Below are 14,505 nucleotides of genomic sequence, written 5' to 3'. Positions count from 1 at the left end.
CGAAAAGGATGTCATCACGTGCCATGGTTCGTTCTGGTCTTCGGCGCAGCGGCGCTGGGCTACCTCCTCAGTTATCCAGACTCTGAAGCCGGCACGGCCTTCGGTGCACTGCTTGGCTGGCTGGTCTGGCAAGGTTTGCGCTTGCGTGAACTGGGCCGGCAAACCGATGCCCAGGCCCAGCTGCTCAATACGGTGCAAAAGGACCTGCAAACGCTGCAGCAGCGGCTGGAGCAGAGCGCGGCTGCCGGCCTGAGCGGCCAGGCTGCTGCCACCCCTGTTCCGAGCCCGCCGCCACAAGCCGATCCCCAGCCAGAACCCGAGCTGGTCTGGGAACTACCGCCCATGGCGGCGCAAACCACCCCGCAAGCCGATGCCTGGCAGCCTGGCCAGCATGCTCCAAACCTGTTCGAACGGGCTTTGGGCGCAGCGCGCGACTGGCTGCTTGGCGGCAATACCGTGTTGCGGGTCGGGGTGGTGCTGTTGTTTCTTGGCCTGGCCTTTCTGTTGCGCTATGCCACCGAAGGCATGGTGGTGCCGATCGAGGCGCGCTATGCCGGGGTCGCGGGCAGCGCCCTGGCCTTGCTGGGCCTGGGCTGGTGGCTGCGCGGCCGTAATCCGGGATTTGCCCTGATGCTGCAAGGCACCGGGGTCGCCGTGTTGTACCTGACGGTGTTCGCAGCAATGAAACTGCATCCGCTGCTGGACCCGACCCTAGGGTTCGCCCTGCTGGTAATCATCATGGCCTGCTCGGCGATTCTGGCGGTGGCCCAGGACTCGCTGGCGCTGGCCTGCGCCGCAACCCTCGGCGGTTTTGCCGCGCCCTTGCTGGCATCAACCGGGCAAGGCAGCCATGTGGCGCTGTTCAGTTACTTTGCCCTGCTCAATACCGGTATTTTTGCCATTGCCTGGTTCAAGGCCTGGCGACTGCTGAACCTGATCGGCTTCATCGGCACCTTCGGCATCGGATTTGCCTGGGGGCTCAACACATACACCCCTGCCCTGTTCTGGAGCACCGAGCCGTTCCTGGTGCTGTTCTTCTTGATGTACCTGGCCATCGGCTTGCTATTTGCCCGACGCAAACTGTTACAAGCGCCGCAGCCAACTGCGCATGACAGCTCCGCAGCACAGCTGCGCTGGGCTGCCCGGCAAAGTGACTACGTCGATGGCAGCCTGCTGTTCGGCACACCGCTGGTCGGCTTTGGCCTGCAATACGCAATCGTTGAACACCTGCAGTTCGGCGCAGCCTTCAGCGCGCTGGTGCTGGGTCTGGTGTACATGGGCATCGCCCGCCTGCTGGCCAGTCGCGCCACCGGGCAAACCCGGTTGTTGCTGGAAGCCTGCCTGGCCCTGGGCGTGGTGTTTGCCACGCTGGCGATCCCGCTGGGCCTGGATGCGCAATGGACGACCGCCGCCTGGGCAATCGAAGGCGCGGCAGTATTCTGGCTGGGCCTGCGCCAGCAGCGGTTGCTGGCCCGCGGCTTTGGTTTGTTGCTGCAACTGGCCGCCGGCCTGGTGTTCAGCGCCCAACTCAGTGACAGCTACCTGCTGCAAGCGGCGGCCAGCCTGGATTTCTGGACCCCGATGCTGCTCGCCCTGGCCGGCTTGAGCAGTGCCAGGTGCGCCTGGCATCTGCGCACTGCGTTGCGGATCGACCCGCTGACCCTGGGCATTGTATTGCTGACCTGGAGCGGCGCTTGGTGGGCGTGTTCACTGGGCACGGCGGTGCTGCGTTTTGCCCCCCAAACCTGGCAACTGACCTGGCTGCTGCTGGCCGCAGCCGTCAGCGTGCTGCTCTGGACGCTAGTGTCTGCCCGCCTGCGCTGGCCGGGGCTGGCCTTGCTGTGCTGCGCCTTGATGCCGGTCAGCGCCCTGCTGCTGCTCGGCGCGTTGGCCAATGACTACCATCCGGCCGACCATGGTGGCTGGTTCGCCTGGCTCGTGGTCATTGCCGTGCACCTGCTGAGCCTGCGTCGTCTGGCCGATCAGTTGCCCGACTGGGTACAGGATGGCGCCCATGCCTTGGGCTGTTGGGTGATATTGGGCGTATTGGCCATGGAACTGCGCTACCTGCTGCTGCAACTGGCCGAGCAACGCAATGCCTGGCGCTGGCTGGGCTGGGCGCTGTTGCCGAGCCTGTATCTCTGGGCCATGGCGGCGCAGCGCAACTGGCCGTGGCCTGTGGCCGAGCGGCCGCGCGCCTACCGTCAATGGGCTGGCGCGCCATTGGCAGCGCTGATGCTGCTGTGGTTCTGGCTGGCCAATGCGCTCAGTGATGGCAGCGCCGCGCCCCTGCCATACATTCCGCTACTCAACCCGCTGGAGATCGGTCTGTTACTGGCCTGCGGCGGCATCGTGCTGTGGCTGCACAGACACCTGCCGGCGTTTGGCATCGCCCCGGCCAGGTCGAGCCAATTGGCAGCACTGGTCGCTGGCAGCTCGTTATTCGCCCTGCTCACGGCGATGGTGATGCGCACCGGCCACCACTGGAGCGATGTGGCCTGGGATACCGCTGCCTTGCTGGATTCCATGCGTGTGCAGGCAGGCCTGTCGATCGTCTGGACCCTGATGGCCCTGGCCTTGATGATCGGCGGACACCTCAAGGCACGCCGCGAGGTATGGCTGGCCGGCGCAGCGCTGATTGGCCTGGTGGTGATCAAGCTATTCTTTGTCGAACTGAGCGATCGCGGCTCGCTGGAGCGGATTGTTTCGTTCATAGGTGTTGGCATATTGCTATTGGTAGTGGGATATTTCGCACCACTACCGCCGAAATCTTCTGTCATAAAAATCGGCGACGAGCCCGGTCATCACCCCCTGCAAGACCCGGCAAAACCGTGAGGAACACTGCTTGAGCCGTCCGCTGATGATGAAAATCGCCGCACTGGGCATGGTCTGGTGCGCGGCGATCAACGCCCACGCCCAGGACAAACTGGCCGATTTCGCCAGCCAGACGCCGCTGACCGTGAGCGGCGAAGGCCCGTGGTACAAGCTGCAATTACCACTGGCCGTACAGCTCAATGCCCGCCAGGCCAATCTGGGCGATCTGCGGGTATTCAATGCGCAGGGTCAGGCCATGGCCTATGCCTTCACTCGCGACGCTGCGGTGATCGAAACTGAAGCAGAGCCGATTGCAGTGAAATGGTTTCCGCTGTACAGCACCGCAGAAGCCAGCGACAGCGCACCGGGGATTCGTATCGAACGCTCCAGCACCGGCGCCCTGATCGAAGTCCAGCCGCTGGGTGCCATTGAAGCGGGCGAAGAGGTGCTGCGTGGCTGGTTGCTCGATACCAGCACCGTCCAGGCACCGCTGGAGCAGTTGATCATTGACTGGAGCACCGAGCGCGAAGGTTTTCAGCAATTCAGCATTGAGGCCAGTGACGACCTGCAAAGCTGGCAGCCGTGGGGCGAAGGCCGGGTGGCGCGCCTGTCGTTCGCAGATGAGGTGGTCGAGCAACGCGAGGTCGGCTTGCCCGGCCTGAACGCCCGCTATTTGCGCCTGCTCTGGTCATCGGCCCAGAACGCCCCGACCCTGACCGCCGCCCATGTGGTCAGCGCCCGCCCGGAAAGCCCGGCACTGCCGCTGAGCTGGTCGCCACCGGTTGGCGGCAGCCTGGCCCAGCCGGGCCAATACCTCTGGCAATTACCGGTCAGCCTGCCGTTGCAGCGGGTCAGCATCGACATCGAGCAGCCCAACAGCCTGGCGCCGGGCACCTTGTATGGCCGCCTGGATGCCAGCCAGCCTTGGCAACTGCTCGGCAGCAGCCTGCTGTATCGCCTGACCCAGAACGGCCAGGACGTCGTGCAAAACGAAATCCAGCTCGACGGCCAGACGGTGCGGCAATTGAAACTGGACGTGGACGAACGCGGCGGTGGCCTGGGCGACCAGGTGCCGAAACTGCGCTTTGCAATGCAGGCGACCCAAGTGGTGTTTCTGGCCCGCGACAAAGGCCCGTTCACCCTGGCCATCGGCAACCCGACCGCCACCGCGGCCAACCTGCCGCTGACCACACTGATTCCTGAACTCAACCCGCAGACCCTGGCCACTCTGGGCAAGGCCGCGCCGGTAGCCGCCAAGGTGCCCGACCTGAGCGCGCCACTGCCTGTAGCGGCGCCCGGCCCTGACTACAAACGTCTGGGCCTGTGGGGCGTTCTGCTGCTCGGTGCACTCATCCTCGCCTGGATGGCCTGGAGCACGCTGCGCGCCATGCGCTCCAGACCCTGATATGCGGCGCCTCTGGCAGCCGTTTTTGCGGCTACGCTTTGCCCACACATGAACCAGCCCCTGCAGATCCGGTCTGACAGGGCAGTATTACCTTGCGACTCGCGCTAAACTGCGCGGGTTTTTTACTCCCCCCTGTTTCGGAGCTATCCATGTCCCGCGTTACCCTGAGTCGCTATCTGATTGAGCAGACCCGCAGCAACAACACTCCTGCCGATCTGCGTTTCCTGATCGAAGTGGTGGCGCGTGCGTGCAAAGAGATCAGCCACGCGGTGTCCAAAGGCGCCCTGGGCGGCGTGCTGGGCAGTGAAGGCACCGAAAACGTGCAAGGCGAGGTCCAGAAGAAGCTCGACGTGATCTCCAACGAGATCCTGCTTGAAGCCAACGAATGGGGCGGTCACCTGGCCGGCATGGCCTCCGAAGAAATGGACAACGCCTACCAGATCCCCGGCAAATACCCCAAAGGCGCCTACCTGCTGGTTTTCGACCCGCTGGACGGCTCGTCGAACATCGACATCAATGCCCCGGTCGGCACCATTTTCTCGGTTCTGCGCTGCCCTAACGAATACCTGAGCCAGAACGAAGCACTGAACGAAAAAGCCTTCCTGCAGCCAGGTTCGCAGCAGGTTGCCGCCGGTTACGCGATCTACGGCCCACAGACCATGCTGGTCCTGACCTTGGGCGACGGCGTCAAGGGCTTCACGCTGGACCGCGAGATGGGCAGCTTCGTGCTGACTCACGAAGACATCAGCATTCCTGAGTCAACCCAGGAATTTGCCATCAACATGTCCAACCAGCGCCACTGGGAAGCCCCGGTAAAACGCTACGTGGACGAGCTGCTGGCTGGCGAAGAAGGCCCGCTGCAAAAGAACTACAACATGCGCTGGGTCGCGGCGATGGTTGCCGATGTACACCGCATTCTGACCCGTGGCGGCCTGTTCATGTACCCGCGTGATTCGCGCGAGCCATCCAAGCCGGGCAAATTGCGCCTGATGTACGAAGCCAACCCGATGTCGTTCCTCATCGAACAGGCCGGCGGCGCTTCGACCAACGGCAAGCAACGGATCCTCGACATTCAGCCTGAAGGCCTGCACGAGCGCGTTGCGGTATTCCTCGGTTCCAAAGAGGAAGTGGCGCGCGTTACCGGTTACCACCAGCAATAAGCCATGCCAGCTCCTTGGCAGGCGTTGCTGGACTGGTGGTTCGGCGATTTCGAATCGGCCGGCGAGACCGCCAGCGCCAGGAACACGCTGTGGTTCGGTAAACGCAAGGCTAACGACACCGAGGCGCACGAGCGCTTCGGTGATCTGGTGCAACAGGCCCTCGAGGGTGGCCAGGAACACTGGCTCAATGACCCGCAGGGTTGGCTGGGCACGATCCTGCTGCTCGACCAGTTGCCGCGCATGATCTACCGCGACACCCCTCGTGCCTGGAGCGGCGATGCCCGCGCCCAGGCACTTTTGCATGAAGGTCTCAGGCAAGGCCATGACCTTAAGCTGTCCCCCGTGCACCGCAGCTTCGCCTACCTGGTGCTGGAGCACAGCGAAAACCTTGACGACCAGAATCAGGCGGTAGCTTGCTTTACCAGCCTGTTGCAGACGGCATCCGATGCCGACCGCGCCTATTTGCGCCAGAGCCTGGACTACGCCGAGCGCCATCAGCGGATCGTTGAGCGCTTTGGTCGCTTCCCGCATCGCAATGCCGTGCTTGGCCGGACCAGCACCGCTGAGGAAATCGCCTTCCTGAAGACATCGGGTTCAAGTTTCTAAATGTAAACCTGCGTCACAAATCGTTTCAATGGTCGGGAACCTGAGAGCATTTCGCTCATCAAAGTTCGTGGCACGGTATCGCTCGAATACCGGCCCACATTTTTCAGGAGCTCTCGTTCATGCCTCTGCGTTACATTGCCTTGCTGGCATCGCTGGTCTTTCTTGGCGCGTGCAACAAGATCAATCAGGAAAACTACTCGAAACTGTCGTCAGGCATGCAAAAAGCCCAGGTCGAAGACCTGCTTGGCAAGCCGACCGAATGCTCTGGCGCACTGGGCATGTCCAGTTGCACCTGGGGTAACGAGAAAACCTTTATCAGCGTGCAGTACGCCGGTGACAAGGTGCTGATGTTCTCTGGCCAGGGCCTGAATTGAGTTATGGCGATCCGACTGCTGCGCTTTGCCCTCGTCGTTCTGGCCGGTTTTCTGGCCATTGGCTTTGCCCACTCGGCAGAGAACCTGGACCCTAAAACGGCCGGCAATATCGACCTTAAACGCTACCAGGGCACCTGGTATGAACTGGCGCGCCTGCCCATGCACTTCCAGCGCGACTGCGCCCGCTCAGAGGCACGCTATCTGCTCAAGGATGATGGCAACGTAGCGGTCACCAATCGCTGCCAGAACCATGACGGCGAATGGCAAGAAGCCAAAGGCACGGCTTCGCCGCAGGTTGAGGGCAAGACCGACAAGCTGTGGGTGGTATTCGATAATTGGTTCTCGCGCCTGCTGCCATGGGTTGGCAAGGGCGATTACTGGGTCCTGTACGTCGACGACCACTACAAGACCGCAGTGGTCGGTAACCCCAATCGCAAGTACCTGTGGTTGCTGTCTCGCACGCCCAGCGTACCGGAATGGGTCAAACAGGAAATGCTCAGCAAGGCTCGCCAACAAGGCTACGACACCAGCCGACTGATCTGGCGCGAGGCGGACCTGAAGGCCGCCCGCAACCAGTAAGGCGGATCGAGCAGCTTCAGGCGATCTTTTCGAACTTCAGATCCCACACACCGTGGCCAAGGCGCTCACCGCGACGCTCGAACTTGGTGATCGGGCGCTCTTCCGGGCGCGGTACATACTGGCCATCGGCAGCCTGGTTACGATAACCCGGCGCCACACTCATCACCTCAAGCATGTACTCGGCATACGGTTCCCAGTCGGTGGCCATATGGAACACACCACCTGGCTTGAGCTTGCTGCGCACCAGTTCAGCAAACTCGGGCTGCACGATACGCCGCTTGTGATGGCGGCTCTTGTGCCAGGGGTCCGGGAAAAACAGCATCAGCCGATCAAGGCTATTATCGGCCACGCAGCGGTTGAGCACTTCGATCGCATCGCAATCGTAGACCCGCACGTTACTCAACCCCTGAGTCAGCACACCGTTGAGCAGCGCACCCACACCCGGTGAATGCACCTCGACACCAATGAAGTCATGCTCTGGCGCAGCAGCGGCCATCTCCAGCAGCGAATGACCCATGCCAAAACCGATCTCCAGCGTGCGCGGCGCAGCGCGACCGAACACCTGGTCGAAGTCCACCGGCGCATCGCTCAGTTGCAGACCGAATTGAGGCAAGCCCTGGTCCAGGCCGCGCTGCTGGCCTTCAGTCATGCGCCCGGCGCGCATCACAAAGCTTTTGATACGGCGGTGCGGACGCGCATCAGCGGCTTCGTCAGCAGGTGACTCTGGATGTGGAACGTGTGGATCAGTCATCAACGGGCTCTTACTTGATCAGGCCATCCAGCGGCGAAGACGCGCTGGCGTAGAGTTTGCGGGGCATGCGGCCGGCCAGATAGGCCAGGCGGCCAGCGATCACCGCGTGTTTCATGGCTTCAGCCATCTGTACCGGATGCTGGGCATGGGCGATAGCCGAGTTCATCAGTACCGCTTCGCACCCCAACTCCATGGCGATGGTGGCATCCGAAGCCGTACCGACACCGGCATCGACCAGCACCGGTACTTTGGTTTCTTCCAGGATGATCTGCAGGTTGTACGGGTTGCAGATCCCCAGGCCACTGCCGATCAGCCCGGCCAGCGGCATGATCGCAATACAGCCGATTTCCGCCAGTTGACGGGCGACGATAGGGTCATCGCTGGTGTAGACCATGACGTCAAAACCATCCTTGACCAGCACTTCGGCGGCCTTGAGGGTCTCGATGACATTGGGAAACAGGGTCTTCTGGTCGGCCAGCACTTCGAGCTTGACCAGATTGCGCCCGTCGAGCAGCTCACGGGCCAGGCGGCAAGTGCGCACCGCTTCGGCGGCATCGAAGCAGCCAGCGGTATTGGGCAAAATGGTGTAGCGATCCGGCGGCAGCACGTCGAGCAGGTTTGGCTCACCTGGGTTCTGGCCCAGATTGGTGCGGCGCACGGCAACCGTGACGATCTCGGCACCCGAAGCCTCGATGGCCTCGCGGGTCTGGTTCATATCCACGTACTTGCCGGTGCCGACCAGCAGGCGCGACTCGAAAGTGCGACCCGCCAGGACGAACGGCTTGTCGCTGCGAACATTGCTCATCGTGATTCCTCTAGAGATACGTTTTGACCTTTACTCAGACGCGTTGAGAACGTAACGCCATCTGACTCAGCCGCCGCCGATGGCATGAACCACTTCAACCTGATCGCCTTCGCGCAGGGCAGTGGTGTCATGCTGGCTACGCGGCACGATGTCCAGGTTCAATTCCACAGCGACGCGCCGCCCGGCAAGGTCCAGACGGGCCAGCAATGCGGCGACGGTCTCGCCGTCAGGCAATTCAAAGGTTTCACCGTTCAACTGAATGTGCATGCGCGACAGCAGCCATCATTGTTAGGGGGCCAGCATTCTAGCCCGGCCAGCCGGTCTGACCAAGCTGCAGCCGCACCATTCGTCTCAGGCGCTGCCCACCCGCCAGGCCAGCACCCCGAGGATCGACCAGCCGAACAAGAAGCACAGCCCGCCGAAGGGGGTGATGATACCCAGCTTGCCGATACTGCTCAGGGTCAACAGATACAGGCTGCCGGAGAACAGCACGATGCCGGCGGCGAAGGCGTAACCGGCCCAGTTCACCAGACGGCCAGGCATATGCATCGCCAGCAGAGCGACCCCGAACAGCGCCAGGGCATGGACCAACTGATACAGCACCCCAGTCTGGAAAATCGCCAGATACTCGGCACTCAGACGCCCCTTGAGGCCGTGCGCGGCAAAAGCGCCAAGCGCTACACCGGTGAAGCCGAAAAACGCCGCCATCATTAAAAAACCACGAAACATCTGCAGCTCCAGGCAAAAATCGTTCAATCATCTGTGGTCTGTATAATGGCCCGCTCAATCGGTTCGGCCAAGCGATCTCTATGCTGCGTATCCTTTTCCGTCGTCTAGCAAAAGCGCTGCTGTGGTTTGCTGCAGGCAGCTTTGTGCTGGTACTCGTATTGCGCTGGGTGCCGCCACCGGCTACGGCATTGATGGTCGAGCGCAAGATTGAATCATGGATTGATGGTCAGCCCATTGACCTGCAGCGCGATTGGGTGGCCTGGGAGCAAATCGCATCGCCCCTGAAAGTCGCGGTGGTCGCCGGTGAAGACCAGAAGTTCGCTGAACACTGGGGCTTTGACGTGGCAGCCATCCAGGCGGCAATTGCCCATAACGAACGCGGCGGCTCGCTTCGCGGCGCCAGTACCCTCTCCCAGCAAGTGGCCAAGAACCTGTTTCTGTGGTCGGGTCGCAGCTACCTGCGCAAAGGGCTGGAGGCCTGGTTCACCGCATTGATCGAGTTGCTGTGGTCCAAACAGCGCATTCTTGAGGTGTATCTCAACAGCGTGGAATGGGACGATGGCGTGTTCGGCGCCCAAGCGGCTGCCCGGCATCACTTCAACACCAGCGCCGCGAACCTGAGCACCCAGCAGGCCAGCTACCTGGCCGCGGTGCTGCCCAACCCGCGCCGCTGGAGCGCCAGCAGTCCCGGCAGCTACATTGCACGCCGCGCCGGCTGGATCCGCCAGCAGATGCGTCAGCTGGGCGGCGACAGCTACCTGACAGCGCTGGAGGGAAAACCATAACGGCTGGGCGGCGAACACGGAGCGCCGTAGGAGCGGCTTTAGCTGCGAAGCCTTTCGCGGCTAGAGCCACATTCACTTAGGTACTGTATGCCCTCGGTGGGAGCGACCTTGGTCTGGGCGGCATTCCGACGCAGAGGCCAGTAAAGTCACAGCATCTGTTGCGAATGTGCCGACGCTTTCGCCAGCAAGCAAGCTCCCAACGGGATTCGGGCCTTCAAACACATGGTATGGGCATTGGCCATAAACAAAAACGCCCCGACAAGTCGGGGCGTTTTGCACAGTGCTCAGATCAGGCCGCTATGGACGTCTTGAGCTTGTTCATCGCGTTCTTTTCAAGCTGGCGAATACGCTCGGCAGAGACGTTGTATTTCTCGGCCAGGTCATGCAGCGTGGCCTTTTCTTCGGCCAGCCAGCGCTGGTAGAGAATGTCCCGGCTGCGCTCGTCGAGCACTTCCAGCGCCTGATGCAGGTTGGCGGTTGAGTTGTCGCTCCAGTCGGCGTCTTCCAACTGGCGAGCCGGGTCGTAGCGGTGGTCTTCGAGGTAGTTGGCCGGCGACTGGAACGCGCTGTCGTCATCAGCCTCGGAGGCCGGGTCGAAGGCCATGTCCTGGCCGCTAAGACGGCTTTCCATCTCGCGCACTTCACGCGGCTCGACACCCAGGCTCTCGGCCACACGATGCACTTCGTCGTTGTTCAGCCAGGCCAGACGCTTTTTCTGGCTGCGCAGGTTGAAGAACAGCTTGCGCTGCGCCTTGGTGGTCGCCACTTTGACGATCCGCCAGTTGCGCAGGATGAACTCGTGAATTTCAGCCTTGATCCAGTGCACGGCGAACGACACCAGACGCACGCCCATTTCCGGGTTGAAGCGTTTTACTGCCTTCATCAAGCCGACGTTGCCTTCCTGGATCAGGTCGGACTGGGCCAGACCATAACCGGAATAGCTGCGCGCGATATGCACCACGAAGCGCAGGTGCGCCAGAACCATCTGGCGGGCGGATTCCAGATTTTGCTCGTAGTAGAGACTGTCTGCCAGTTCGCGCTCCTGCTCGGGCGTCAGCATCGGGATGCTGTTGACCGCATGCACGTAAGCCTCCAGGTTGGCACCCGGGACCAGAGCATAGGCAGGTTGCAAGGAATTGGTCATACGAAAGAAACCTCCGACTCACATGACTCGTGCAGTTCAGCACTGCGAAATTGACCGGGAACCGCTAGACAAGTTCCCTGAACAAGAAGTCAATTGATTAAAAAACGATCAACCCCGATGCTGATTTACCGGGGGGCGAGCTCACTCAAATGACGAGCCACCGCGATCCATGCACCGATATAACCCAAGAACACTGCTCCAAGCAAGAGCGAGAAACCATCTGCAACAGGAACACCGGCCAAGGCAAAGTCACTGCCATAGAGCCCGGCAAGGTCGATGACCGACTCGTTCAGCCAGTCCAGGCCAAATGCCAGCACCCCCCATGACAGCAGCCCGGCACCAATGCCATACAGCGCCCCCATGTACAGGAACGGCCTGCGCACATAGCTGTCGGTACCGCCCACCAGCTTGATGACCTCAATCTCGGTACGCCGGTTTTCGATATGCAGACGAATGGTGTTGCCGATCACCAGCAACAGCGCCGCCACCAGCAGCACGGTCAGGCCGAAGACGAAGCGGTCACCGAGCTTGAGAATTGCCGCCAGCCGCTCAACCCATACCAGGTCCAGTTGCGCCTGTTGCACCTTGGGCAATTCAGACAAACGGGTGCGCAAGGCTTCCAGCGCCGGTTTGTCGACCTCTTCGGGAGTTACCACCACGACGCCCGGCAACGGGTTGCTGGGCAGCTCCTTGAGCGCCTCGCCCAGACCGGAGTCCTTCTGGAACTCCTTGAGTGCCTGTTCGCTGCTGACATATTCGGCCTCAGCCACACCGGGCATGGCCTTGATCTGTTCGCGCAGGCGATTGCCGTCAGCCTGACCGGCGTCGATATTCAGATACACCGAGATCTGCGCCGCACGCTGCCAGGACCCGCCCAGACGCTCGACGTTACTCAACAACAGCGACAAGCCCATCGGCAGGCTCAAGGCCACTGCCATCACCAGACAGGTAAAAAAACTGCCGATCGGCTGCTTGCCCAGCCGCCGCAGGCTGTCGAGCAGGCTGCTGCGATGGCTCTCGACCCAGGCGGCCAGCAAGGTGGAAAAATCCGGCCCGTCATCATCGTGCGCGCCACGTTTTTTCTTGGGCGGCTCCTGGTCTGCCGCACGGGCCGCGGCGCGGTCGGAAATTTTTGCATTGCTGCGTGACGAGTTGCTCATACGCCGGCTTCCCCGTCACCGATCAGACGCCCACGCTGCAAGGTCAACATGCGATGGCGCATGCGCGCAATCAGTGCCAGGTCGTGGCTGGCAATCAGCACACTGGTGCCAAGCCGGTTGATATCTTCAAATACACCCATGATTTCCGCCGCCAGCCGGGGATCGAGGTTGCCGGTCGGCTCATCGGCCAGCAACAGTGCCGGGCGATGGACAATGGCGCGTGCGATACCGACCCGCTGCTGCTGGCCGGTGGACAGGTCGCCCGGATACAGCGTGGCCTTGTCGGCCAGCGCAACACGCTCCAGCGCCGAGTCGACACGCTTGGCGATCTCGGGCTTGGACAGCCCGAGAATCTGCAATGGCAGGGCGACGTTGTTGAACACCGTACGGTCGAACAGCAACTGGTGGTTCTGGAACACTACGCCGATCTGGCGGCGCAGGAAGGGAATCTGCGCCGTACTGATCTGCCCCAGGTCCTGACCGGCCAGCAGCAGCTTGCCCGAGGTCGGGCGCTCCATGGCCAGCAACAGGCGCAACAGGGTACTTTTACCGGCCCCGGAGTGGCCGGTGACAAACAGAAACTCACCGCGACGCACTCGAAAGCTCAGCTCATGCAACCCGACGTGACCGTTCGGATAACGCTTACCGACCTGCTCGAATCGAATCATGTGCGCTCCCGCTCCGCGAACAGGGCCTGAACGAAAGGTTCGGCCTCGAAAGTGCGCAGGTCGTCGATGCCCTCGCCTACGCCGATGTAACGAATCGGCAGGCCAAACTGCTTGGCCAGGGCGAAAATCACCCCGCCTTTGGCCGTACCGTCGAGTTTGGTCAGGGCCAGGCCGGTCAACGACACGGTCTGGTTGAATTGCCTGGCCTGGTTGATGGCGTTCTGGCCAGTACCGGCGTCGAGCACCAGCAAGACCTCATGAGGCGCGTGCTCATCGAGCTTGCCGATCACCCGGCGAACCTTCTTGAGTTCTTCCATCAGATTGTCTTTGGTGTGCAGACGCCCGGCCGTATCGGCGATCAGCACATCGACACCACGGGCCTTGGCCGCCTGCACGGCATCGAAGATCACCGACGCCGAGTCGGCGCCAGTGTGCTGGGCGATCACCGGGATCTGGTTACGTTCACCCCAGACCTGCAGCTGTTCCACGGCAGCGGCACGGAAGGTGTCGCCAGCGGCCAGCATGACCTTCTTGCCTTCAAGCTGCAGCTTCTTGGCCAGTTTGCCGATCGTGGTGGTCTTGCCGGCACCGTTCACGCCCACTACCAGAATCACATAAGGCTTGTGCGTGGTGTCGATCAGCAGCGGCTGCTCGACCGGTTTGAGCATGGCAGCCAGCTCGGCCTGCAGCGACTGGTACAGGGCTTCGGCGTCGGTCAGTTGCTTGCGGGCAACCTTCTGGGTCAGGTTCTGGATGATCACCGAGGTTGCCTCGACACCCACGTCGGCGGTCAGCAGACGGGTTTCGATCTCTTCGAGCAAGTCATCGTCAATCGCCTTGCGGCCCAGAAACAGACTGGCCATCCCTTCGCCAATGCTGGCGCTGGTCTTTGACAGGCCTTGCTTGAGACGGGCAAAGAAGCCGGTTTTCGCAGGTTCTGCGGCAGGCGCGGGGGCAGCAGGCACCAGGGCGGTCTCGGCAACCGGTGCTGGTTCAATCACCGGTGCAGGCGCAGGAATCACTGGCTCCGGGGCGACAACAACAGGGGCTGGCACAACAACCGGCTCTACGACCGGTGCAGGAGCAGAGGCAGCCGGTTCAGGCGCGACAACAACTGGCGCAGGCGTACTGACAGGAGCGACAACCACAGGCTCTACAGGCGCAGGCGTCGGCTCGGCTTGCACCGGCACAACCGGGGCCGCAGGCTCGACGGCTGGCGGTACAACCACAGGCTCAACAGGGGCAAAGGCAGCCGCAGCCACATGCTGCACTTCAGCAGCCGGAGCAGGCTCGGGTTGCGCGTCAGGCTGGACTGCGGGTGTTTCCTGGGGCGCCGGAGCAGGCTCCGGGGCTTTCTTGCGAAACCATCCGAACAGGCCTTTCTTTTCTCCAGCCTCGGCTGGGGTCTTCTTGTCGTCGTTGGAACCAAACATGGAGGACGGCTATCTCAAAGTAGCGAAACGCCCACAGGCGTTCCGGAAAAAAGGCGACATGCCAACAGACTGCGATCAGGGCCGCTTGTTCA

General features: G+C 61.8%; 15 protein-coding genes. 7 read left to right on the top strand and 8 right to left on the bottom strand.

What is annotated here, in order from left to right; all coding sequences use genetic code 11:
- Positions 1–18 precede the first annotated feature (18 nt).
- The 6 genes from NJC40_RS08230 to NJC40_RS08205 all read left to right on the top strand — a co-directional run bounded on the left by NJC40_RS08230 (position 19) and on the right by NJC40_RS08205 (position 6,938).
- Positions 19–2,835 carry a DUF2339 domain-containing protein gene (locus NJC40_RS08230; protein WP_253140260.1) on the top strand — a complete coding sequence of 939 codons (2,817 nt, stop codon included), beginning with the start codon at positions 19–21 and terminating at the stop codon, positions 2,833–2,835.
- A 28-nt stretch (positions 2,836–2,863) separates the two neighbouring features.
- Entirely contained in the window at positions 2,864–4,219 is a 1,356-nt protein-coding gene (locus NJC40_RS08225) for a DUF3999 domain-containing protein (protein ID WP_045494135.1), read from the top strand.
- Positions 4,220–4,368: 149 nt separating this feature from the next.
- Positions 4,369–5,379 carry a class 1 fructose-bisphosphatase gene (locus NJC40_RS08220; protein WP_045486418.1) on the top strand — a complete coding sequence of 337 codons (1,011 nt, stop codon included), beginning with the start codon at positions 4,369–4,371 and terminating at the stop codon, positions 5,377–5,379.
- A gap of 3 nt (positions 5,380–5,382) precedes the next feature.
- Positions 5,383–5,985 (top strand): DUF924 family protein, encoded by a 603-nt coding sequence (locus tag NJC40_RS08215; RefSeq protein WP_045486416.1) that lies wholly within the window; start codon positions 5,383–5,385, stop codon positions 5,983–5,985.
- 119 nt (positions 5,986–6,104) lie between these two features.
- Positions 6,105–6,359 carry an outer membrane protein assembly factor BamE domain-containing protein gene (gene bamE, locus NJC40_RS08210; RefSeq protein WP_045486415.1) on the top strand — a complete coding sequence of 85 codons (255 nt, stop codon included), beginning with the start codon at positions 6,105–6,107 and terminating at the stop codon, positions 6,357–6,359.
- A 3-nt stretch (positions 6,360–6,362) separates the two neighbouring features.
- Positions 6,363–6,938, top strand: coding sequence for a lipocalin family protein (locus tag NJC40_RS08205; protein ID WP_045486413.1), 576 nt, complete (start codon positions 6,363–6,365; stop codon positions 6,936–6,938).
- Between the two features lie 16 nt (positions 6,939–6,954).
- On the opposite strand, the gene trmB is transcribed toward NJC40_RS08205, so the two are convergent.
- From trmB to NJC40_RS08185, 4 genes are all read right to left on the bottom strand, one after another.
- Entirely contained in the window at positions 6,955–7,602 is a 648-nt protein-coding gene (gene trmB / locus NJC40_RS08200; protein ID WP_231906578.1) for a tRNA (guanosine(46)-N7)-methyltransferase TrmB, read from the bottom strand.
- 97 nt (positions 7,603–7,699) lie between these two features.
- Positions 7,700–8,494, bottom strand: coding sequence for a thiazole synthase (locus NJC40_RS08195; RefSeq protein ID WP_045486407.1), 795 nt, complete (start codon positions 8,492–8,494; stop codon positions 7,700–7,702).
- 66 nt (positions 8,495–8,560) lie between these two features.
- Positions 8,561–8,761 (bottom strand): sulfur carrier protein ThiS, encoded by a 201-nt coding sequence (thiS, locus tag NJC40_RS08190; protein WP_045486405.1) that lies wholly within the window; start codon positions 8,759–8,761, stop codon positions 8,561–8,563.
- Between the two features lie 84 nt (positions 8,762–8,845).
- Positions 8,846–9,223 (bottom strand): DUF423 domain-containing protein, encoded by a 378-nt coding sequence (locus tag NJC40_RS08185; protein ID WP_045486404.1) that lies wholly within the window; start codon positions 9,221–9,223, stop codon positions 8,846–8,848.
- Positions 9,224–9,303: 80 nt separating this feature from the next.
- On the opposite strand from NJC40_RS08185, the gene mtgA reads away from it, so the two are divergent.
- The gene (gene mtgA / locus NJC40_RS08180; protein WP_253140259.1) at positions 9,304–10,008 is read left to right on the top strand and encodes a monofunctional biosynthetic peptidoglycan transglycosylase; all 705 of its coding nucleotides are present in this window, start codon (positions 9,304–9,306) and stop codon (positions 10,006–10,008) included.
- A 289-nt stretch (positions 10,009–10,297) separates the two neighbouring features.
- On the opposite strand, the gene rpoH is transcribed toward mtgA, so the two are convergent.
- From rpoH to ftsY, 4 genes are all read right to left on the bottom strand, one after another.
- A complete protein-coding gene (gene rpoH / locus NJC40_RS08175; protein WP_045486399.1) occupies positions 10,298–11,152 on the bottom strand; it encodes an RNA polymerase sigma factor RpoH in 855 nt (284 codons plus the stop codon).
- 125 nt (positions 11,153–11,277) lie between these two features.
- Entirely contained in the window at positions 11,278–12,312 is a 1,035-nt protein-coding gene (gene ftsX / locus NJC40_RS08170; protein ID WP_045486396.1) for a permease-like cell division protein FtsX, read from the bottom strand.
- Positions 12,309–12,980 carry a cell division ATP-binding protein FtsE gene (gene ftsE / locus NJC40_RS08165; RefSeq protein ID WP_045486392.1) on the bottom strand — a complete coding sequence of 224 codons (672 nt, stop codon included), beginning with the start codon at positions 12,978–12,980 and terminating at the stop codon, positions 12,309–12,311. The genes ftsX and ftsE overlap by 4 nt, the downstream gene beginning before the upstream one ends.
- Complete coding sequence (gene ftsY, locus NJC40_RS08160) at positions 12,977–14,413, bottom strand: signal recognition particle-docking protein FtsY (protein WP_253140258.1); 1,437 nt, start codon at positions 14,411–14,413, stop codon at positions 12,977–12,979. Before ftsY ends, ftsE begins: the two co-directional genes overlap by 4 nt.
- Positions 14,414–14,505: the final 92 nt, after the last annotated feature.

The organism is Pseudomonas sp. 21LCFQ02 (genome assembly GCF_024129895.2).
In the GTDB taxonomy this organism is placed as follows: Bacteria; Pseudomonadota; Gammaproteobacteria; order Pseudomonadales; family Pseudomonadaceae; genus Aquipseudomonas.
This window is presented reverse-complemented; position numbering and strand designations above follow the sequence as displayed.